22 protein-coding genes and 1 pseudogene are annotated in these 21012 nt (G+C 68.4%); 16 read left to right on the forward strand and 7 right to left on the reverse strand.

Annotated features, from left to right (window positions below; genetic code table 11):
- Positions 1 to 899: 899 nt before the first annotated feature.
- The 4 genes from ACJQWM_RS09100 to ACJQWM_RS09115 all read left to right on the forward strand — a co-directional run bounded on the left by ACJQWM_RS09100 (position 900) and on the right by ACJQWM_RS09115 (position 4369).
- Complete coding sequence (locus tag ACJQWM_RS09100; RefSeq protein ID WP_332706890.1) at positions 900 to 2420, forward strand: amidohydrolase family protein; 1521 nt, start codon at positions 900 to 902, stop codon at positions 2418 to 2420.
- Between the two features lie 244 nt (positions 2421 to 2664).
- Entirely contained in the window at positions 2665 to 2886 is a 222-nt protein-coding gene (locus tag ACJQWM_RS09105) for a hypothetical protein (RefSeq protein ID WP_332706886.1), read from the forward strand.
- A 269-nt stretch (positions 2887 to 3155) separates the two neighbouring features.
- Complete coding sequence (locus tag ACJQWM_RS09110) at positions 3156 to 3656, forward strand: P-loop NTPase family protein (protein ID WP_332706883.1); 501 nt, start codon at positions 3156 to 3158, stop codon at positions 3654 to 3656.
- Between the two features lie 251 nt (positions 3657 to 3907).
- Positions 3908 to 4369 carry a hypothetical protein gene (locus ACJQWM_RS09115; protein ID WP_332706880.1) on the forward strand — a complete coding sequence of 154 codons (462 nt, stop codon included), beginning with the start codon at positions 3908 to 3910 and terminating at the stop codon, positions 4367 to 4369.
- Between the two features lie 63 nt (positions 4370 to 4432).
- On the opposite strand, the gene ACJQWM_RS09120 is transcribed toward ACJQWM_RS09115, so the two are convergent.
- The 5 genes from ACJQWM_RS09120 to ACJQWM_RS09140 all read right to left on the reverse strand — a co-directional run bounded on the left by ACJQWM_RS09120 (position 4433) and on the right by ACJQWM_RS09140 (position 9852).
- A complete protein-coding gene (locus ACJQWM_RS09120; protein ID WP_332706877.1) occupies positions 4433 to 5299 on the reverse strand; it encodes a pirin family protein in 867 nt (288 codons plus the stop codon).
- Between the two features lie 194 nt (positions 5300 to 5493).
- The gene (locus ACJQWM_RS09125) at positions 5494 to 5970 is read right to left on the reverse strand and encodes a class I SAM-dependent methyltransferase (RefSeq protein WP_332706874.1); all 477 of its coding nucleotides are present in this window, start codon (positions 5968 to 5970) and stop codon (positions 5494 to 5496) included.
- Between the two features lie 363 nt (positions 5971 to 6333).
- On the reverse strand, positions 6334 to 8688 hold the full coding sequence (gene rlmKL / locus ACJQWM_RS09130; RefSeq protein WP_332706871.1) for a bifunctional 23S rRNA (guanine(2069)-N(7))-methyltransferase RlmK/23S rRNA (guanine(2445)-N(2))-methyltransferase RlmL: 2355 nt from the start codon (positions 8686 to 8688) through the stop codon (positions 6334 to 6336).
- Positions 8689 to 8798: 110 nt separating this feature from the next.
- Complete coding sequence (locus ACJQWM_RS09135; RefSeq protein ID WP_332706868.1) at positions 8799 to 9323, reverse strand: alpha/beta family hydrolase; 525 nt, start codon at positions 9321 to 9323, stop codon at positions 8799 to 8801.
- 1 nt (position 9324) lies between these two features.
- The gene (locus tag ACJQWM_RS09140) at positions 9325 to 9852 is read right to left on the reverse strand and encodes an MOSC domain-containing protein (protein WP_332706865.1); all 528 of its coding nucleotides are present in this window, start codon (positions 9850 to 9852) and stop codon (positions 9325 to 9327) included.
- A gap of 110 nt (positions 9853 to 9962) precedes the next feature.
- Here ACJQWM_RS09140 and ACJQWM_RS09145 point away from each other — a divergent pair, with 110 nt between their 5' ends.
- From ACJQWM_RS09145 to ACJQWM_RS09165, 5 genes are all read left to right on the forward strand, one after another.
- Positions 9963 to 10547: an N-acetylmuramoyl-L-alanine amidase gene (locus ACJQWM_RS09145; RefSeq protein ID WP_332706899.1), complete on the forward strand. Its 585-nt coding sequence runs from the start codon at positions 9963 to 9965 to the stop codon at positions 10545 to 10547.
- 128 nt (positions 10548 to 10675) lie between these two features.
- Complete coding sequence (gene tesB, locus ACJQWM_RS09150; protein ID WP_332706862.1) at positions 10676 to 11572, forward strand: acyl-CoA thioesterase II; 897 nt, start codon at positions 10676 to 10678, stop codon at positions 11570 to 11572.
- Positions 11573 to 11575: 3 nt separating this feature from the next.
- A complete protein-coding gene (locus ACJQWM_RS09155) occupies positions 11576 to 12397 on the forward strand; it encodes a putative signal transducing protein (RefSeq protein WP_332706859.1) in 822 nt (273 codons plus the stop codon).
- A gap of 184 nt (positions 12398 to 12581) precedes the next feature.
- The gene (locus ACJQWM_RS09160) at positions 12582 to 13331 is read left to right on the forward strand and encodes an arginyltransferase (RefSeq protein WP_332706856.1); all 750 of its coding nucleotides are present in this window, start codon (positions 12582 to 12584) and stop codon (positions 13329 to 13331) included.
- Between the two features lie 71 nt (positions 13332 to 13402).
- Positions 13403 to 14608, forward strand: a complete 1206-nt coding sequence (locus ACJQWM_RS09165; protein WP_411306793.1) for an endonuclease/exonuclease/phosphatase family protein — start codon at positions 13403 to 13405, stop codon at positions 14606 to 14608.
- 116 nt (positions 14609 to 14724) lie between these two features.
- Here ACJQWM_RS09165 and ACJQWM_RS09170 read toward each other — a convergent pair whose 3' ends face one another.
- Both ACJQWM_RS09170 and purT read right to left on the reverse strand, forming a co-directional pair.
- Positions 14725 to 15150: a hypothetical protein gene (locus ACJQWM_RS09170; protein ID WP_332706853.1), complete on the reverse strand. Its 426-nt coding sequence runs from the start codon at positions 15148 to 15150 to the stop codon at positions 14725 to 14727.
- A gap of 44 nt (positions 15151 to 15194) precedes the next feature.
- The gene (gene purT, locus ACJQWM_RS09175) at positions 15195 to 16418 is read right to left on the reverse strand and encodes a formate-dependent phosphoribosylglycinamide formyltransferase (RefSeq protein ID WP_332706850.1); all 1224 of its coding nucleotides are present in this window, start codon (positions 16416 to 16418) and stop codon (positions 15195 to 15197) included.
- A gap of 166 nt (positions 16419 to 16584) precedes the next feature.
- Here purT and ACJQWM_RS09180 point away from each other — a divergent pair, with 166 nt between their 5' ends.
- From ACJQWM_RS09180 to ACJQWM_RS09205, 7 genes and pseudogenes are all read left to right on the forward strand, one after another.
- Complete coding sequence (locus tag ACJQWM_RS09180; protein WP_332706847.1) at positions 16585 to 17463, forward strand: hypothetical protein; 879 nt, start codon at positions 16585 to 16587, stop codon at positions 17461 to 17463.
- Between the two features lie 302 nt (positions 17464 to 17765).
- Positions 17766 to 18626, forward strand: coding sequence for an SPFH domain-containing protein (locus ACJQWM_RS09185; RefSeq protein WP_332706844.1), 861 nt, complete (start codon positions 17766 to 17768; stop codon positions 18624 to 18626).
- 187 nt (positions 18627 to 18813) lie between these two features.
- Complete coding sequence (locus ACJQWM_RS09190) at positions 18814 to 19020, forward strand: type II toxin-antitoxin system antitoxin (RefSeq protein WP_332706841.1); 207 nt, start codon at positions 18814 to 18816, stop codon at positions 19018 to 19020.
- Between the two features lie 57 nt (positions 19021 to 19077).
- A pseudogene (locus tag ACJQWM_RS14250) lies at positions 19078 to 19194 on the forward strand (hypothetical protein); the annotation flags it as partial.
- A gap of 112 nt (positions 19195 to 19306) precedes the next feature.
- Complete coding sequence (locus ACJQWM_RS09195) at positions 19307 to 19444, forward strand: hypothetical protein (RefSeq protein ID WP_332706838.1); 138 nt, start codon at positions 19307 to 19309, stop codon at positions 19442 to 19444.
- The gene (locus tag ACJQWM_RS09200) at positions 19441 to 20049 is read left to right on the forward strand and encodes a PH domain-containing protein (RefSeq protein ID WP_332706836.1); all 609 of its coding nucleotides are present in this window, start codon (positions 19441 to 19443) and stop codon (positions 20047 to 20049) included. The genes ACJQWM_RS09195 and ACJQWM_RS09200 overlap by 4 nt, the downstream gene beginning before the upstream one ends.
- Before the next feature lie 9 nt (positions 20050 to 20058).
- Positions 20059 to 20859 carry a M15 family metallopeptidase gene (locus ACJQWM_RS09205; protein WP_332706833.1) on the forward strand — a complete coding sequence of 267 codons (801 nt, stop codon included), beginning with the start codon at positions 20059 to 20061 and terminating at the stop codon, positions 20857 to 20859.
- Positions 20860 to 21012 lie beyond the last annotated feature (153 nt).

A 21012-nucleotide genomic window follows, 5' to 3' on the forward strand; every position in this document is an offset into this window, starting at 1 on the left:
GCTGACCCCGAGCGCCTACGCCGAGCAGCTGGCAGCCGATACCACTACGATGAACCCCGGACTCTAGATAGCCCCGCTACTGAAGGCGGGGGGACGTCGCATCTAAACATCACAGTTGAGTGGATCGATACGGGCGAGCTTGGCATCAACCTGTTAGCGCTCGGCATGCTGGTGTGGGCATTACGGCGGCGCGCACCTGGCAACTCATTCAAGGCGCAGCCACTTCGCGGCTCGGCCTAATTCAGACGTCAAGCGGTATGAAATATTTTCTCGCGTCCCTCGCACTCCCAGTCGTGGCCTTCTCTGCGCCGCAGGGCATTCCCCACGCCGAACTGGCTCTGGGTGGAATCTCCATTGACGCTACGGAACAACAGGTCCGTGAACGCCTAGGTCAACCTGTCGGTGTCTCTGAGGAGTTGGACTATCTCAATCGTCATCTGCGCTACCCGAACCTCATCGTTTCCTTCAGTGGTGACGTTGCCGCAAGCTTGTTCAGCGAAAGTCCACAGGCCTGCACACCTGCGGGCCTGTGCCCCGGCGACCCGCTCGAAAGCGCCCTAGGGCTCTATGGAGCACCCGAGCTGGTGGAACGAGAAGATGGCGCCACTTATTGGGAGTACTACACCAGCTTCCCATGTTGGCTTCAGATCGCCCCGAAAGGGAGTGAGGTCGGCACAATTCGGGTGGCATGCCAACCGTAACCTGCCGCCTAGCAACTCGTCCTGGCCGACGCCGCTTCGCGCGCGGCTTAACCAGCATTGGGCCGCAGGTGGCTCATCGCTATATTCCCCGGTTTCGTCGGAGCCTAGGCTGGTTTCGTCGCAAGCTCATTGCCGAGCACTTTCGGGGATCCCAAGCTCTTCGCCTGCCCCGTCACGGGTAGCCGTATGAAGGTTGGGATGGATCGCATGATCAGTGCTGCATCAGTTAAGAAGTGGACCCTGCTCTCGCTCATCCTCGTGCTGGCGCTCTGCGCGGCTTCGATCCTGTGGGTCGATCATCAACTCAGGCGCTTTGCGGGGGCTGCTACGGCGGTCGTCGATCACGTAGGCTTCGATGCGATGTCCGGGCCCACGGCCATCACTGATGTCCATGTCTTGTCTGCGGATGGGAATACGATGATCGGCGGCCACACCGTGCTGTTCGACCAAGGCAGAGTCGTGGCCATCGGAGAGAGATTGGAACTCCCCGAAGGCGTCAACGTAGTCGACGGCAGCGGGCGTTATCTGATTCCCGGACTAGTCGACGCCCATGTCCATCTGAAGCAGAGTCCGAACGACCTGTTGATCTACGTGGCCAACGGAGTCACGGGCATCCGCGAGATGAGCGGCAACGCGGATCATCTGGTCTGGCGCGACGAGATCGACGCGGGGCGCTTGGGCCCGCGAATGTTCGTGGCATCGGAGAAGCTGGAAAGCTGGGGATGGTTTGCGGGTCACTTTCAGCGTTGGACGCGCAACCGGATCAACGTCCGGCGGCCACAGGATGCCGAGGCAGTGGTCCGCTCACTGGTCGGGGATGGCTACGATGCGGTCAAGCTGGGAAGTATCCTGGACGAGGAGACATACCGGGAGATTGATCGGGCTGCGTCGGAGTCAGAGGTTGCGCTAATCGGACATTTTCCGGTGTCAGCCCCGCTCGATGCGCTTTGGACATCCGGGCAAAGCGAGCTTTCGCACATCGAGGAGATCGCGAAGGCGCTCAATGCGGAGTTCGGCTTCTTCACCACTGCCAACGCGGACGAGTACCTCGAATTCGTTGCACGACGGAGCGATGACGTGGCCGCGAAGCTGGCGGAGCATGACATCGCGGTGGTGTCGTCCCTGTGGCTGATCGAGAGCATTGCGCGGCAGAAGGTGGCCCCCGCGGATTTGGTCGAGGAGATAGAGCTGCGTTACGCCAATCCCGGGCTGGTCGAGGGGACGCCGCTGTCAAAGGGCTGGCTTCCCGGAAACAACGCTTATGAGATGGGCCCGGAGGCCAGCCCTGCCGAGCGCGAGGCGGCGGCGGCCTACTGGATGACCTTCGCCGAGGCGCATCGCATTCTACTGAGGGCAATGCGCGACAGGGGGGTCCATGTGCTGGCCGGCACCGACGCCAATACGGCCGGCACGGTTCCAGGTTTCTCCCTGCACGACGAGTTGAAGTCCTTGACCAGCGCGGGGCTAAGCCCGGCGCAAAGCTTGCGTTCGGCCACCGCTGCGCCTGCGGAGCGGATGAACCGGGAGGCCGGCAGGATCGCGCCGGGATACCGCGCCGACATGGTGCTGTTGCGCGCCAACCCGCTGGTGGATATCGCCAATACGCGGGCCATCGAAGGCGTGATCGTCGACGGCCGCTTTCTTGATCGCGCGCAACTGGATTCGATCTTGGCCACAGTGGAAGAAGCAAACGAAAGAAGTCGTACAATCGCGTTCTAGAAGCCCGAGGAACATGAGTGCTTTCAGATAATCTGTTCTAGAAATCGGCATCGCCGTAACAGCCGAAGCCGCTTTGCGGCACGGCGTGGTTCGGGCGTTGGACCTCCGGGAGTTCGTCGCCTAATTTGGCGTTTGATCCAGTGCTCCGGCCGTTCCATCGGGTATCACTTGCCGCCACGCACCGGGACTGCAAGCCTTCCGGGGCCAAGTTCGGTGCCGCTTACCGGACCAAAAGGAGCAGCGTATGAAAGCACTCATTGCCACGGTTGTTTGGTGCATTCTCTTTGTCCTGTGCTGGCCGCTGGCGCTGCTGGCCTTGGTTCTGTGGCCAATCGCTTGGCTGCTCGCCCTGCCGTTTCGCCTGGTGGGGATCACGTTCTCTGCTATGTTCGCGCTCTTGCATGCCATTCTGCTTCTACCTGCCCGCCTCTTTGGTTGGCGGCCGGGACATGCCGCGGCGGCCTAGCGGTTCGTTCAAGCCAAGGCCGCCTGGCGGCTCGGCTTGACTCAGGCGTTAGGCGCCAGGGTACCTAGCGATTCGTTCAAGCCAAAGCCGGTTCGCAGTTCGGCTTAACTCAGTCATGCGGCACGGAATGGAAGTGCTGGGGCTTGGCCGCATTCCTCGGCTTGGTGGAGCGGGAGAACTGGGCTCCGTGCGCTCCTATCCCCGACAGTGTTCCGTCGGCTGGCTGGCAGCAGCTTGCCGCCAGCTCGGTCCAGGCAACGGTCCCCGTCATGAAGATCCTTGTTTTCGGAAACTCCGGCTCGGGCAAGAGCACCTACGCCAAGGCACTCGCCGATGCGCATGGTCTGGCACACCTCGACCTGGATTCCATCGTCTGGGAGCCTGGCCAGATTGCCGTCCAGCGCGACCCGCAGGCAATCGCCGCCTCGCTGGGTGAGTTCGTGTCGTCCGAGGCGGCCTGGGTGATCGAGGGCTGTTACGGCGAACTCATCGAGCGGGCGTCCGCGTACTGCACTGAGCTGGTCTTCCTCAACCCGGGGTTGGCGGCGTGCCAGGCGAACAACCGCAGGCGCCCCTGGGAGCCTCACAAGTACGCCTCGATCGAGCAGCAGGATTCGTTGCTGGACGCACTGCAGTCGTGGGTGGCCGAGTACTACACCCGGGGCGATGCGTGGTCGTACCGGGCACATCGCCGGATATTCGATGCGCATGGTGGCGAAAAGGTCGAGTACGCCTGCACTCCACCGGTGTGCGCCGGCAGCGTAGCCTGACAACCGACCCTCTTCCGGTTTTCTGGCGCGGCCCTATCCGTGCGTTGGCCATGCGGCTGGCGGCGGCGCAGGGGCTTGGTCGCTGCAATTGCGCTGCGCCCACGCCCTCCATACGGCGTGGGCAATGCGGAACACGTGGCGTTTTGCGACCGACCGCAACACTGAATGGGCATGATTTGTCAATGCCCGGGCAGTGGACTAAGGTCGGACACGCGACAGGCGTCATCTGGACGCGAACAGGGGGCTATCACATGAACAAGACGGCGTTATGCATGCCGATGTTGCTGCTGGCGGGACTGGCGGCACCGGCCCAGGCACAGGATCCGGGGGCATGTCCGCGCCTGCCCGCCGACACGGGGTTGACCTGGGAACACCGCGGCAGCGGCAACTCGGATTTCTGCCGGGCGCTGCGCGGGGACGGCTCGGAGGCGTTCGGGCTGTACATCGCCGCGGAGTCGCCGTTCGAGCCCAAGCGCGGCAACCGGGAGGAGCAGGGCCGCATCGACGGCCGATCGGTGCAGTGGTACCGCGCCGAGATCGCGATCAGGCCGAACATCGAGGCGCGCGAGGCGCTGGTCGAACTCGATGACGGCCGTGTCGCGCATATCTGGCTGCAGTCCCCTTCGGGCGAGCAGCTTGATCGCGCGTTCCAGCTGACCGAGAGCCTGCAGTTCGGGCCCGACCGCAGCACACAAGTGGCGGCCGGCCAGTAGACCGGGCGGGTTTTCCGCCGAGACACGGGATGCGCCAGCCGCCGTCGCCATGCGGCTGCGGCGTCAGAATCGCCCTTCCTGGAAATCGGCGAACGCCTGCATCAGTTCCTGCCGGGTGTTCATGACGAACGGCCCGTGGCGCGCAACCGGCTCGCGCAGCGGGCGCCCCGCGACCAGGATCAGGCGCCCGCCCGCATCGCCGGCCTGCACCTCGAACAGCGGGCCACCACCCAGCACCGCCAGCTCCTGCGCGGCCAGCGGGCGCGCCGCTTCGCCGGCGCCGATCACCGCCGCGCCCTCGAACAGGTACGCGAACACGCTGTGGCCTTCGGGCAGCGGGTGCTCCCAACGGGCCCCGGCCGCGAGTTCGATATCCAGGTACACCGGGTCGGTCGCCGGCTGCGCGATCGGCCCCTGCGCCTCGCCGACCATCCCCGCGATCAGCTTCACCCTCACGCCTTCGGCCGGTTGCAGCTGAGGGATGCGCTCGGGCGCGAATTCCTGGTAACGCGGCGCAGTCATCTTGTCGCGCGCAGGCAGGTTGACCCACAACTGGAACCCACGCATGCGGCCTTCGAGCTGCTCGGGCATCTCCGAATGCACCAAGCCGCGGCCGGCGGTCATCCACTGCACGCTGCCGGGCACCAGCACGCCCTCGTTGCCGTGGTTGTCCTTGTGCCGCATGCGGCCGTCGAGCATGTAGGTGACGGTCTCGAACCCGCGGTGCGGGTGTTCGGGGAATCCGGCGAGGTAGTCCTCGGGACGGTCGGTGCCGAACTCGTCGAGCAGCAGGAACGGGTCGAGGTCCGGCAGTTGCGGGCTGCCGATGACGCGGGTGAGCTTGACCCCGGCGCCATCGGACGCGGGCTGGCCGCGCACGGTGCGGACGATGCGGGCGTGGCGGGTGGTGTCGGAGGTGACGGTGGGCATCGGTGGCTCCTGTGGCTCCTGTGGATCGCGCCGCGCCGACAGCGGCGCAGTGAACAGGATGGCGCCGGCGTGGTGAAGGGCCCAGCGTCGAAAGCGAAAACCTGTGTTGCGGAGGTGGAGGTAATGCGTAGGGCGGGTTTCAACCCGCCACCTCGGCTGGAATCGACGGGTTGAAACCCGCCCTACCGAGCTCTTCAGCGCGAGTAGACGTACACCGTCGCGGGCGGTACGTTGCGCAGCACGAAGGCGCCGCGGCGCACCTGCAGGGCCAGCTCGCGCAGCACCGGCTCGGCCACCGGAGCGTTGCGCCCGTAGGTGAACTGCACGAACACGCCACCGGCGCGCAGGCACGACAGTGCCCCCAGCAGGATGTCGCGCTGCAATGGGTGCGGCATCGCCAGCAGGCCGAGCCCGGACACGATGGCATCGGCGTGCCCGGCGGCCAGCCAGCCGCTGTCGGCGACCAGTTGCGGCAGCGAGCGGGCATCGCCGAGCACCACCGGCACCCGCGGGAACTGCCGTTGCAGATGCGCCTGCAGTTCCTCGTTGAGTTCGAGCACGAGCAGGTGCTCGTCGGCGATGCCGGCGTCGAGCAGCGCCTGGGTGATCGCGCCGGTGCCGCCGCCGAGCTCGATTACCCGCGCAGTGTCATCGGGCAACTGGGCGATCATCGCCGCGGCCAGCTCGAAACTGGACGGGGCGACGGCAGCGGTGCGGAGCGGGTTCTTCAGCCACTGGCGGAAGAAGGTCCATGCGGGCGGCTTGATGGCAGGTCACCTGGGCGATGCATCGCCGGTATCGTGACCGAGGCGATGTTCGGCAGCCGTTAATTGCTTCGTGGAGGGGGCGCCCGGTGGACGGTCCTGTTCCGCACGACGATCGCCGATCGCGAGAGCCAACCCATCCGCATCCCACCCTGTCCGGCCCCCAAGCACAGCTTGAGGGCGTTCATCGGCCCGCGAGCCAATGGCTCGCGAGCGGCCCTCTTCACCCCCTTGAAGGGGAAGGAGCTAAAAGCAGCAGCGTGGCGGACGTTACTTCACATCACTGTGGCGCCGGCGCAATCGCCAGCAGCGGTGGATGCGCGCGTCGCGGGCGAAGTCCGGCGGGATGGTCTGTGCGCTGATCTCCTCGCAGTCGGCGAACGCTTCGATGCTGGCCTGGTCCATGCGGAAGCGGCGGAAGTTGTTGGAGAAATACAGCACCCCCTCGCGCGCCAGCCGTGCCACCGCGGCGCGCAGCAGGCGCACGTGCTCGGCCTGCACGTCGAAATCCTGCGCGCGCTTGGAATTGGAGAAGGTGGGCGGGTCGCAGAAGATCAGGTCGTACTCGCCGCTGTCGTTTTCCAGCCAGGCCAGCGCGTCGGCCTGCACCAGGCGGTGGCGGGCGCCGCCCATGCCATTCTCGCCCAGGTTGTCGGCGCACCATTGCAGGTACGTTGCCGACAGGTCGACGGTGGTGGTCTGGCGCGCGCGGCCGACCGCCGCATGCATGGTGGCCGCACCGGTGTAGCCGAACAGGTTGAGGAAGCGGGTGTCCTCGGCCTCCTCGGAGATGCGCAGGCGCAGCGGACGGTGGTCCAGGAACAGGCCAGTGTCGAGGTAATCGAACAGGTTGACGCGCAGGCGTGCATCGCCCTCGCGCACGGTGACGAATTCGCCGCGCGCGTCGAGGTTTCCCGCTCTTAGATCCGCATACTTGCTGCCGCCCTTGCCCCGCGCGCGGGTCTTCATCGCGATCTGCTCGCGCGGCACCGCGAACACCTCGCGGGCCGCGGCGAGCAGCTCGTTGCGGCGGCGGCGCTGGTCGGGCTCGGGGATGTCGGCCGGCGCGGCGTACTCCTGCACGTGCAGGAAGATGCGCGGCGGGCTCTCCTCGGTCTGGTAGACGTCGATCGCGGAGGCGTACTCGGGCAGGTCGGCGTCGTAGGCGCGGAAGCAGGTGACGTGTTCGAGCTCGCGCCACGCCTTGAGCTTGCGCAGGTTCTTGCGCAGCCGGTTTGCGACCATCTGCGCACCTTCCGACAGCACCGGCGCCGACGCGGTGTCGGGTGAATCACGTTGCGGCAGCGCGATCGGGTCGCTGACGATCAGGGTGCATTCGATCGCGCCGTTGAACACCTGGTACTTCTTCGCCGCGCGCAGGCCGGTGGCGTAGGCCAGTTCGGCGTCGCCGCACAGCAGGCTGGCGCGCCAGGTCGGCACCGTGGTTTTCAGCGCGGTGCCGAGGGCGCGGTACAGCGCCGGGTCGGCGGCGAGGCGGGCGTCGTAGGGCGGGTTGCAGACGACGAGGCCGCTTGGCTGCACAGATCCGGCAAGCGGCTCCTGCGATTGGTGCTGTTGCTCGTCATCCCCGCGCAGGCCCGGATCCAGCGACTGTGCCTTCGCTTCTGCCTCTGCCCAAGGTCCGGCCGCCACCTTGTCATGGGCAGCGGAAACCGCTGGGTCCCCGCCTTCGCGGGGATGACCGATCATCTGGGGCAACGGCAATGTCTGCTGTTGTGCAACGTCCGCGACCTTCAGGTCGATCACGCCGGCCAGGCCGGCCATGACCTCGTTGTCGCGCGCGGAACGGATCGCGTGCGGGTCGATGTCGCGGCCAAAGAACACCGGGCGCAGCGCGGCGCGGCCGGCGGTCTCGCGCTGGCGGGCATCCTCGACCAGCGCCTGCCATGCGGCGCGGTCGAAGCCGCGCCAGAGGGTCGGCGGTTTGCCGCCGTGGCGCAACAGGCCGGGGGCGACGTCGGCGGCCATCAGCGCGCCTTCGATCAGCAATGTACCGCTGCCGCACATCGGGTCGAGCAGCGCGCCGCCGTCGGCGTACACCTGTGGCCAGCGGCCGCGCAGCAGCACCGCGGCGGCGAGGTTCTCCTTGAGCGGCGCCTCGCCCTGCTTCTGGCGCCAGCCGCGGCGGTGCAGCGAGCCGCCGCCCAGGTCGATCGACAGGATCGCGCGGCCTTTGCGCACCACCAGGTTCAGGCGCAGGTCGGGCGAGTCGACATCCACGTCCGGGCGCGCGCCGGTCTGGTCGCGCATGACGTCGACCACCGCGTCCTTGACCCGCTGCGCGGCGTAGCGCGCATGGGTGATGGCACTGCCGGAGACATGCGCATCGACGGCAAGGGTATTGCCGTTGTCGAGATGTTCCGGCCATGGCAATGCGGCGACGCCGGCGTACAGGGCGTGCTCGTCGGGACAGTCGAACTCGGTGATCGGCCACAGCACGCGGCTGGCCAGGCGCGACCACATGACCGCGCGCTGCGCATCAGCCAGATCGCCCTCGGCGTTGGCGCCGGCGAGCGCGGCGGTCGCGCGCGTGCAGCCGAGCGCGACCAGCTCATCGGCGAGCAGGTACTCGAGGCCTTTGCCGCAGCTTGCGAAGAATTTCAATGTCGGTCCGTTTGAAAAGTGCAGCGGGGTGTGGGTGGGATCTACCACGGGTGGGGCAATACAGCTCCGTTGCCCCCTCACCCCAACCCTCTCCCGAGGGGAGAGGGGGTTTAGAGGCTCGCGAGCAGCGCGCCGAACGCGTCGGCGCTGGTTTGCACGCTTGCGGCGAGACGGTGGCTGTCGTCGACCAGCAGCAGGCGGGCGCTGCGCGGTTGCGCCCAGTCGACCACCTGCGCGGCCGGGATCAGCTCGTCGTGCCAGCCGTGGATGATCGTGGTCGGCACGCGTGCGGCGTCGAGCGGGTGGTCCTGGTTGAGCCGGATCGGCGGCGCCATCAGGAACAGCCCGGCGACCGGCACCTGCATCGACACCAGCCCGGAGATCCAGGCGCCCAGGCTCGACCCGGCCAGCACCAGCGGCCCCTGCGCCGATGCGGCGCGGGCCAGATCGAGCAGGCGCTGGCGGCGCGCGGCGACGTCGCCGAGTTCGCCGGCCTCGCGCCGTGCATCCAGGTCGGTGTAGTCCGGGCGCTGGTGGGTCCAGCCGAGGCGCTCGGCGGCCTCGGCCAGCGCGGTGACCTTGGTCGCGTCGGGACCGCTTTCGAAGCCGTGGGAAAGAATGCAGTGTCCGCGCATGTCAGGCCGTTCCCGGCTCGGTGGCGGTGTCGAAGGCCAGCGCCGTCACCGCATCGCCCAGGCGGATGGTGCCGCCCTCGAGGATCCGCGCACACAGTCCGCCCATGCCGCGCATCGCGTTGTAACCGCCAGGTCCGAGCGCCTGCTCCATGCGCGAACACGGGTCGCAGGGATCGGTGCCTTCCAGCAGCGCCTCGCCGATGCGGAAGCGCCGGCCCTTGAGCGCGATCAGCGGCAGGCCGGAGACCACCAGGTTGCGGCGCAGCAGCGCCGGCAGCACCCGGGCGTGGCCGGACAGCGCCGCGATCACCGGCAGGTGCTCGGCCTGGATCAGGGTGACGTCGCGCTTGCCGCTGCCGCCTTTGTAGCGGTCACCGACCAGGCCGCCACCCAGCTCGGCGACCACCGCCTCCACCGCCACCATCGGCACGCCGCGCGCAGGGCGCAGGCCGATCCAGTCGACACGGCCGCAACGCGGCAGGTTGGCCATCAATCGGCCGAGCGCGGAATCGGCGGGAGGCAGTTTCATCGAGGCTGTCCAGTGGAACCGGAGCGGCGGAACCGGAGCGGGCGGAACCGCACGGATGGGGCCGGGCGGACCGGGCCGCAGCGGGGCCGAATGGTAGCATCCGGGCGATGCTGCCCGACCTGCCGCCGGCCCCGCTCCACGTCGATCCGCTGCCCTATGAGGCTCGGCTTGAGCCGCGTCCGCGCGAGCAGATCGACCTGGTGGTGATCCACTGCACCGAGGTGCCGGACTTGGCCACGGCGCGGCGCTTTGGTGAGCGGGAGATGTATCCCGGCTCGCGCACCGGCAACAGCGGGCACTACTACGTCGACCGCGACGGCAGCCTGCACCAGTACGTGGCCGCCGGGCGCGTGGCCAACCACACGCGCGGCTACAACCTGCGTTCGGTCGGGATCGAACTGGTCAATACCGGGCGTTTCCCCGACTGGCTGGACTCGCGCCACCAGGCGATGGAGGAGCCCTACACCGAGGCGCAGATCGTCGCGCTGATCGCGCTGCTGCAGCGGCTTCGCGCAGAGTTGCCCGGCCTGCGGTTCATCGCCGGGCACGAGGAGTTGGACACCACACTGGTGGCGGCGAGCGACGATGCCTCGCTGCAGGTGCACCGCAAGCGCGATCCGGGGCCGTTGTTCCCGTGGGAGCGGGTGATGGAGGCGATCGACCTGCAGCGCCTGCGGCCGGGCAACGCACTATAGGAGCGGCTTCAGCCGCGATCGGATACCTGGCTGATTGCGCCGATTTGGGACCGCGGCTGAAGCTGCTCCTACAGGGGCAGTGGCAGCCGACGGCTATACTGGCGCGCCTGTTTCCGACGACCGTGCGCATGACCTCCACCGTTTCCGAGTTGATCGAATTGCTCTCGCTCGAACGCCTCGAGGACAACCTGTTCCGTGGTCAGAGCCGCGACATCGGCACCAAGTACGTGTTCGGCGGGCAAGTGCTCGGACAGGCGCTTTCGGCGGCCCAGGCGACGCTGGAGGCCTCGCGCGCGGCGCATTCGCTGCACGCGTATTTTCTCAAGGCCGGCGACATCCGCGCGCCGATCGTCTACCAGGTCGACCGCACCCGCGATGGCGGCAGTTTCTCGGTGCGCCGGGTCACCGCGATCCAGCACGGTCAGCCGATCTTCTTTCTCGCCGCCTCGTTCCAGGAAGCGCAGGACGGCGGCGAGCACCAACTGACGATGCCCGAGGTGCCGGGGCCGGAGGACCTCGAGCCGGCGGCCGCGGTGCCGGACAAGGTGATGGCCACGCTGCCCGACAAGATCCAGCGCTGGCTGTCGCGGCAGGGACCGTTCGAGTTCCGCCACGTCTATCCTCGCGACGAGCTCAAGCCGCCCAAGCGACCGCCCTACCAGCAGGTCTGGTTCCGCCTGGGCGAGCGCGTCGGCGATGCGCCCGAGCTGCACCGGACCCTGCTCGCCTATGCCTCGGACTTCCACCTGCTCGGCACCACGACCTTCCCGCACGGCATCAGCTACTACCAGCCGAACGTGCAGATGGCCTCGCTCGACCACGCGCTGTGGTTCCACCGCCCGTTCCGGGCCGACGAGTGGCTGCTGTACTCGATCGACAGCCCCAGCGCCCAGGGCGCGCGCGGGCTCGCCCGCGGGCAGATCTTCGACCGCGAGGGCCGGCTGGTCGCCAGCACCGCGCAGGAAGGCCTGATCCGTGTCGTCGCCGATGCGCAGGCCGCCGCGCAAGTGCCGGCGAGGGGCTGAGCGATGCGCCAGGTCTTCAGCAGTCCGCGCCTGGAAAACGTCGAGAAGCTCGCCGAGCTGCTGCGCGAGGCCGACATCGAGGTACGCATCACCGACGGGCGCTCCTACCAGGGCAGCCGCCGCAAACGGTTCAGCTACGGCGACAGCGAGGGGTCACGGCCGGCGCTGTGGGTGGTGCGCTCGGAGGACCAGGTCAAGGCGCGCGCGATCCTGCGCGAGGCGGGCCTGCTCGACAGCACGCGGCCCGGCAGCTTTGCCGGCCCGTCGTTCCGGATGGAGCCGCCGCCCACCCCGCAGGCCGTCTCGCGCAAGAAGCGCGCATTCCGGGTCAAGCTGTTCCTGCTGGCGGGTATCTCGGTGGTGCTGGCGCTGATGATGTCGCACATCATCAACTACGAGCCGCCGCAGCAGCTCGCCTCGCCGCCGTTCGACGGCACCGCCGCACCCACGCTGCTGCCGGTGGCGCGCGCGGTGTTCGCCAGCGAGATTCCCGCCGCGCGCATTCCGATCGTCTGCCTGGCGGTCGACGGCAAGGACGCGCCGCAGCCGATGATCGAGGCATTGAGCAGCGATGCGGTGGCGGTGGTGCCGGCTTCGTACTGCGTGCGCGTGGCCGACGAGGACCGCGGCAGCTATCACCGCGCGTCGGGACGTGAGGCGATGCTGCTGGACGTGCACGGCTTCCGTGCGTCGTCCCCTGAACTCGCGCAGGTCCAATTCAGCGCCTACCACCACCGCCTGTTCGGCTCCTACAAGACCCTGGAAGTGCGGCGGGTGGACGAAAAGTGGCAGGTGACGCGGGTGCTCCGTCACGTGGCGTCCTGACGCCTCGGCATAGGGAAAAGTCAAAGGCAAATCTCCCCCGGCCCCTCTCTGTCAAAGAGGGGCTGGGGAGATTTGCTGTTGCTGTTGCTGTTGCGGTCGCAGAACCCGCTCCATCGCGGTCCACGCCGCGCCGGGACGTTCAAGTGAAGAGCGACCATGACACCGCCGGCGCTATGCTGCCGGCATGGGCACCGAGCACCACGACACCGACGACCTGCGCCTGTTCCACACCGGCGAGCACCCCTGCGGCTACTGGCCCGACCGCATTGCCCGCGACTTGGTGCTCGACCCGCGCGATTCGCGTCTGTCGCAGTGGTATCCGCTGGCGCTGGGCTGGGGATTCCGCCGCTCCGGCGACATTGTCTACCGCCCGCATTGCCAGGGCTGCCGGGCGTGCGTGGCGGTGCGCGTTCCGGTCGAGCAGTTCGTCCCCGACCGCAGCCAGCGTCGCTGCCTGGCGCGCAATACCGACCTGGAAATACGGGTATGCCCGGCGCAACGCAGCGACGAGCACCTCGCGCTGTACCGCCGCTATCTCTCCGCGCGCCATGCGGGTGCGGGCATGGACGGCCACGGCGCGCTGGAGTTCGACCAGTTCCTGATAGGGACCTGGAGCGAGAACCGGTTCCTGGAGCTGCGCGAGCGCGCCGAGCACGGCCAGGGACGCCTGCTCGCGGTGGCGGTTACCGACGTCGCCGAGCGGGCGCTGTCGGCGGTGTACACCTTCTTCGAACCCGAGGCCGCCGCGCGCGGACTCGGCACGCTGGCGATCCTCAAGCAGATCGAATGGGCCCGGCGCGAGCAGCGCAGCCACTTGTACCTGGGCTACTGGATCCAGGCGCACGCCAAGATGGACTACAAACGCCGTTTCCGGCCGCTGGAAGCGTTCGACGGTCGCAGCTGGCGCGATCTCGATGCCGGAGACTGTGTGTGACGTGGTCGACCCGTTTCGCCCTGGCAGCGGCTTGCCTGCTGGCCGCCGGCGCCATCGCCGGCTGCGTGCGACTGAAGGTCCACGGCGACAGACCCCCGGAGCTGCAGCCACAGGCCGACACGATGGCAACCGACCGGCCGCTGCGCGTGGCGACCTACAACACCTCGCTGTACGAGGACGCCGCGGGCGGCCTGGTCCGCCGCCTCGAGCACGGCGATCCCGAGGCACGCAACATCGCCGCGGTGCTGCAGCGGGTGCGGCCGGACCTGGTGCTGCTCAACGAGTTCGACCACGACCCGGCGCAGCGCGCGGCCGACCTGTTCCAGCGCGAGTACCTGGAGGTGGCGCAAGCCGGCGGCGGCGAGCCGCTGCACTATCGCTACCGCTATCTCGCACCGGTCAACACCGGCGTGCCGAGCGGGCTGGACCTGGACCGCGATGGCGTGGCGCGCGACAGCCGAGCCGCTGATGCGGACCGTGCGCACGGCAACGACGCCTGGGGCTACGGCCTGCACCCGGGCCAGTACGGGATGCTGGTGCTGTCGCGCTACCCGATCGATGGCGAGGCGGTACGCACCTTCCAGAGGCTGCGATGGAGCGCGCTGCCGGGCGCGAGGCAACCGCGCGATCCCGGCACCGGCCAGGCCTGGTACCGGCCGCAGGTCTGGTCGCAATTGCGGCTGTCGTCCAAGTCGCATTGGGACGTGCCGGTGCATACCCCGTTGGGCACCGTACACCTGCTGGCATCGCACCCGACGCCTCCGGTGTTCGACGGACCGGAGGATCGCAACGGCGCGCGCAACTTCGACGAGATCCGGCTGTGGCCCGAGTACCTGTCGGCCGACCCGGCGGCGGGCGATGCGTCCGACTGGCTGTGCGACGACCAAGGCCGGTGCGGCGGGCTGGCGCCGCAGGCGCGCTTCGTGATTGCCGGCGATCTCAACGCCGACCCGCACGATGGCGATGGCGCGCCCGGCGCGATCGCGCAGCTGCTGCAGCATCCGCGGGTGGATGCGCGGGTGGTCCCGCGCAGCGCCGGCGCGGTCGAGCGGGCGAGGCAGCGCGACCTGCCGCGCGACGGCGATATCGCCAGCCACACCGGTGATTTCGGTCCCGGCGGCGGCACCTTGCGGCTGGACTACGTGCTGCCCTCGCAAGGTTTCGCGGTGCGCGACGCGGGGGTGTTCTGGCCGGCGGACGGCACGGCGGAGGCGTCGATTGCCGGGGCCAGCGACCATTACCTGGTCTGGATCGATCTGGCCGACCCGGCCGAGTGACCGGCGCCGGCTCCCCGCAACCGCAGGAGCCGTAGGCTGGGCTGGCAAGCCCAGCACCGGGATCCACGAGTGCTGGGCTTGTCAGCCCAGCCTACGATCCGAAAGGGCCACAGGACTCACGCCTTGCCAGCACCCTCGCCCGCCTCCGAGGCCGCGGCCTCCTTGGTCGACGTCGCCTCCGGTCCGGCCGCGGCGTCGGTCGGCGGCTCCGCGCCAGTTTCGCCGGGGCCGACGGCCGGCAGTTGCGTGACCGGCCGCGGGCCGAAACCGAACGCCTCGTCGCTGCGCGCCGACACGATCATCCGCACCATGCTGGACGGCACCATCAGTTCCAGCTCGACCGGCTCGCCGCTGACGGTGTGGCCGTCGAGCGTCATCTCGATCAGCGCGCCGGCGGTGTCGATCTCCTGGCACAGCACGTGCGGGCCGCCCTTGCCGTCCTGCAGGTAAGGCTTGATCGCCTCGCCCAGGGCTTCCAGCGCCTGCGGGAACAGGAACACGGCGTAACCCTGGCTGTTGTGTTTCAGCAGTCTGTCGACCATCGATACGTCCTGTGACGGGGTGGGTGGTGGTACGGCGCGTCCGATCAGCGCAGCTCGATCCGCAAGGCGGCCGCGGCGGTGCGCGCGCGCTCGCGGGCCTGCTCGATGTCCTCGCCCAGCGCCAGCGTCACCGCGACGCGGCGCTGGCCGTCCACCCGCGGTTTGCCGAACAGCCGCAATTGTGTGCCGGCCTGCGCGAGCGCAGCGTCGACGCCACCGAATACCGGCACGCCGTGCCCATGCGCCAGCACCGCACATGACGCCGCCGTCCCGCTGGAACGGACCGACGGGATCGGCAGGCCGAGGATCGCGCGCGCGTGCAGCGCGAACTGGCTGAGCTCCTGCGAGGCCAGGGTCACCAGGCCGGTGTCGTGCGGCCGTGGCGAGACTTCGCTGAACCAGACCTCGTCGCCCTTGACGAACAGCTCGACACCGAACACCCCGAAGCCGCCGAGGTCGTCGGTGATCGCGCGCGCGATGTGCTGCGAGCGCTCCAGCGCGAGCGGCGACATCGGCTGCGGCTGCCAGCTTTCGCGGTAGTCGCCGTCGCGTTGCAGGTGCCCGATCGGCGCGCAGAAGGTGGTCCCGCCGGCATGGCGCACCGTCAGCAGGGTGATCTCGTAGTCGAAGTCGATGAAGCCCTCGACAATGACCCGCCCGGCACCGGCGCGGCCGCCGGTCTGCGCATGCGCCCACGCCGGATGGATGTCATCGGCGCCGCGCACCAGGCTCTGGCCCTTGCCGGAGGACGACATCACCGGCTTGACCACGCACGGCAGGCCGACCTCGGCCACCGCGGCGCGGTACTGCTCGTGGGTGTCGACGAAGCGGTACGGAGAGGTGGCCAGGCCGAGGGTTTCGGCCGCGAGCCGGCGGATGCCCTCGCGGTCCATGGTCAGCCACGCCGCACGCGCGGTCGGAATGATCCGGGTACGTGCTGCCGCGCCGCTGGCCTGCGCGGCGGGTTCGCGCTCCATCTCGCGCTCCAGTTCAACCAGCGTCGCGGTATGGATCGCCTCGATTTCCGGCACGATCAGCTGCGGGCGCTCCTGCGCGATGAGCGCGCGGATCGCATCGCCGTCGAGCATGTCGAGCACGTGGCTGCGGTGCGCAACCTGCATCGCCGGCGCATCGGGGTAACGATCGGCGGCGATCACCTCGCAGCCGAACCGCTGCAACTCGATCGCGACCTCCTTGCCAAGCTCGCCGGAGCCAAGCAGCAACACACGGAAGGCATGGTCAGACAGGGGCGTGCCGAGCGTGGTCATCAACGGTCCGTGCAGGTGTCAGGGGCTGGCCAGTCTAACTTCCACCTCGCGCGCTGGTCGCACGCCGGGACTTTGGCCGGCGCGGACGCCGTGCGATGCTTCGGCCATGCTTGATGCGCCTTTCCCGCATTCCCGCCGATGGAGGCTGCCCTGCACGATGGCGGCCATGGCTGTGGCGCTCGCGGTCGCGGCCGGCTGCACGCGCAGCAGCGAAGAACAGCCCGGCGCGCGTCCGAGCGGATTGCTGCTGGACCCGCAGATGAACGAGATCAGCGGGCTGGCGGCATCGCGGCGGCATCGAGACGTGTTGTGGATGCACGACGACGGCGGCAATCCCGAACGCCTGTTCGCGGTCAGCGACAAGGGCCGGCGGCTGGCGACGTTCGGGGTCGAGGGCATCGTCAAGACCGACTGGGAAGACATCGCCGCGTTCGAGCTGGACGGCCGCGACTACCTGCTGATCGCCGACACCGGCGACAACGGTGGCCTGCGCCACACCCTGCAACTGCACGTGATCGAGGAACCGGCGAGCCTGCAGAACGCGCGCCTGCAGCCGGTCTGGTCGATTGCCTTCCGCTGGCCCGACGGCGCCCGCGACTGCGAGGCGGTCGCGGTCGATGTGGCGCGCAACCAGGTCCTGCTGGTGTCGAAGAAACGCCAGCCGCCGCAGCTGTTCGCGGTGGCGTTGCGACCGGCCGGCACCGGCCTGCAGACCGCGGTGCAGCTCGGCGAGCTGGCCGGTGTGCCGCAGATGAGCGAACCGGCGCTGCAGCAGGCTCCGGCAAGCGGGCGCTACGACAGCCAGGTCACCGCGGCCGACATCTCTCCGGATGGACGCACGCTGGCGGTGATGACCTACCGCTACCTGCTGCTGTACCCACGCGCCGACCGCGAGGACTGGGGCACGGCGGTGTCGCGCGCGCCGCAACTGAGCGAGCTGCCGTGGCTGCCGCAGGCCGAGGCGCTGGGCTGGTCGGCCGACGGCGACGCGCTGTACGCGACCGGCGAGTTCGTGCCGGCGCCGTTGTATCGGATCACGCCGTAGCGCGGGGCTTTCGGACGTTGCCGGTAGCTGCGGCGCTGCGGCGCTGCGGCGCTGCGGCGCTGCGGGACTCGGGACTCGGGACTCGGGACTCGGGACTCGGGACTCGGAAAGCAAAAGACGACGGCAGGTCCCTCGCGTCGCTCAGTACGACGAACCGCGGAAACCGATTTTCTGCTTCCCGCTTTTCCGCTTCCCGCTTTTCCCGAGTCCCGAGTCCCGGGTCCCGGGTCCCGGGTCCCGAAACCTTGACTTGATATCAATTTGATATCAATAATGCGGCCACCATCCGATGAGGCCCTGCCATGAAAGAGAACCCGACCCGCTCCCTGCCCGGCATCCCGATGCTGCTGGTGATGCTCGCAGCGCTGCTGGGCGCGATCTGGCTGTTCGTCGTCGGCGTCCAGGCCGGCAGCGGCATGACCGCCTTCGGCGCGGCGCTGATCGGCGCGCTGGTGCTGTTCCTGATGTGCGGGCTGTACATGGTCGAGCCCAACCAGGCCGCGGTGCTGAGCCTGTTCGGCAAGTACATCGGCACGGTCAAGGACAACGGGCTGCGCTGGAACAACCCATTCTTCTCCAAGCGCAAGGTGTCCTTGCGCGTGCGCAACTTCGAGAGCGGCAAGCTCAAGGTCAACGAACTGGAAGGCAGCCCGATCGAGATCGCCGCAGTGATCGTGTGGAAGGTGGTCGATTCGGCCGAGGCGGTATTCAACGTCGACGACTACGAAAGCTTCGTGCACATCCAGTCCGAGGCGGCGCTGCGAGCGATGGCCACCAGCTATCCCTACGACAGCCACGAGCAGGAAATCTCCCTGCGCAGCCACCCCGGCGAGATCTCCGATCACCTCAAGCAGCAGCTCGACGAGCGCCTGACGACCGCCGGCGTCGATGTGCTGGAGGCGCGTATCAGCCACCTCGCCTACGCCCCGGAGATCGCCCAGGTCATGCTGCAGCGCCAGCAGGCCAACGCGGTGATCGCCGCGCGCACGCGGATCGTGGCCGGCGCGGTCGGCATGGTCGAGATGGCACTGGCCGAACTGCAGAAGAACGGCGTGGTGCAACTGGACGAAGAGCGCAAGGCGGCAATGGTCAGCAACCTGCTGGTGGTGCTGTGCGGCGACCGCAGCACCCAGCCGATCGTCAACACCGGTTCACTCTACTGATGGTCCGACACCCTGCCCTCGTAGGAGCGGCTTCAGCCGCGATCACGTCCCCCTGTAGGAGTGACGTAAGTCGCGACCGCGGGATCTCCGGACGTAGCGCGGTCGCGACTCACGTCGCTCCTACAAAGGTCGTGGCGCCTCGTCCCATCGCGGCTGAAGCCGCTCCTACAAGAGCGTCCGCGGCGCGATGAGCGAGAAAAAAGCCTACCCGCTGCGCATCAATGCCGAGGTGATCGCGGCGGCGCAGCGCTGGGCCGACGACGAACTGCGCAGCCTCAACGCGCAGATCGAGTACGTGCTGCGCGATGCGCTGCGCAAGGCCGGGCGCCTGCCGCAGGCCGGTGACTCATCCTCAAAGCCGGCATCTTCGAGGAAACAGGAGGGAAAACAATGAGCGCGCGTTGGAGCTACCAAGTGGTGGAGGTGCCGCTGAAGATCTTTTGGCGGCAAGCAGAAGGACAACGTCCAGGACACGCTCGACAAGCTGGGTGCCCAAGGGTGGGAGCTGGTCACCGCCCATCAGGCGGTGAGCGAAAGCACCCGGCTGTATTTGAAGAGGGAGCGCTGAACAGCCGCTGCCGTTCGGCACCCGCTCCACGCACCAGGGCAACTATGGATGAAAAGCCGTCCTGGCCCTGCGGCCTGAGACACTAAAGACAACCGCAACAGGAGAGACCGTCATGCTGCACATCGTGAGACTGCTCGAAAAACGTTTCCCCGCCCATGCCGCCTTCGTGCTGCCGGTGCTGCTGGTCTTGGTCGCACTCGGCCTGGTGGCCGGCATGGCGCTGCTGTGGATGCAAGGCACGCCGCGGTGAGATCCGCGCCGGGTACGGCCCGCATCGATCCGCGGTTGCAACTGCTGCCGCCGGATCGCCGCGCGCGGCTGTGGCTGCTGGCGCTCACGCTGATCCTGCCAGTGGCGATCACCGGGATCGCGGTCGGCGCCGCCCTCGCCGGCGGCTCCTTCAGCCCATGGCTGCTCGACAACGTGCCGCTCAGCGTATCGGCGGTCATTGTACTGGTCCTGGTGGTCAGCCTGCCGCTGTGGCTGGTGCTGGATCGGGCGATGCAGCGCCATCGACTGCTGATCCAGGACGGCGCGCTGGAGCTCCACACCAGTTTCTACCGGGAGCGCGTCGGCCTGGACGAACTGCAACTGGACGCCGCCCGGATAATCGACGTGCACGAGCACACCGGGTACAAGCCGCGGCTCAAGACCAATGGCTTTGCCCTGCCCGGCTTCCAGAGCGGCTGGTTCCGCTTGCGCAACAAGCACAAGGCGCTGGTGGCCGGGATCGGCGAGCGGCGCGCATTGTGGCTGCCGACCACCCGCGGCCACGGCCTGTGGCTGCAGGTGCGCCAGCCGCAAGCCCTGCTCGATGTGCTGAAGGACATGGCGCAGCCGCGCCGCGCTCGCTAACCTGCGGTGATGCCGATCCCCGACGCGACCCTGGTCAACACCCCCGACATCGAGGTCTGGCCCGGCGGCCTGCTGCGCGCGCGCAGCAACCGCGATGCGCGTGCGCTATCGCGTGCGTACCACGTGCTGCGGCGCAAGCGCGACGGCCGATACCTCGCCGCCGAGCTGCCGGAGGGCCTGCTACCGCTGGTGCCGAGGCTGATGCACGAGCCGGGCATCGATGCCGCGCTCGACGTGCTCGATACCCTCGACGCGCATCCCCGGCGCCGCCCTCACCGATACAGCGAACTGCCGCTGGACCGCCTGCACGAGCGCCTGCATTCGCTCGGCCTGGATGACGGTTACGGCGCGGGCACCGGCCTGCCGCTGGTGGCCGAACCGGAGCGGCTCGCACTGGCCGGGTTCGACCGCTACCGGCGGCCGCTGTGGCTGCTGCAACCGGCCGCGCGCGCCTGGTCGCACCTGCGGCAGGCCGCGTTGCGCGACGACGTGGTGCTGGAAGCGATCTCCGGCTACCGCAGCCACGATTACCAACTGGGCATCTTCGAACGCAAGCTCGCGCGCGGACTGGGTGTCGCTGAGATCCTCACCGTCAACGCCGCGCCCGGGTACAGCGAGCACCACTCCGGCCGGGCGCTCGACATCGGCACGCCAGGTGAGCCCGCGGCCGAGGAATCGTTCGAAAACACCGACGCATTCGCCTGGCTGCGCGGCAATGCCGGCAGCCATGGCTTCGTCATGAGCTACCCGCGCGACAATCCACACGGCATCGTTTACGAGCCGTGGCATTGGTGCTGGGCCCCGGCCTGAAGGCCTGCGATTCCGGCAGGTCGGCAGGGCCGGGCTGTTTCGGCCGGTGGTTGCGGGTCGCGACTTACGTCGCTCCTACACGGGGGGGACGTTGCGATCTTGCGTGATCGCTTGGGACCGGCTCTGGTTCGCGGCTGAAGCCGCTCCTACGGG

The sequence above is a fragment of the Novilysobacter longmucuonensis genome (assembly GCF_046600735.1).
Lineage (GTDB): Bacteria > Pseudomonadota > Gammaproteobacteria > Xanthomonadales > Xanthomonadaceae > Novilysobacter_A > Novilysobacter_A longmucuonensis.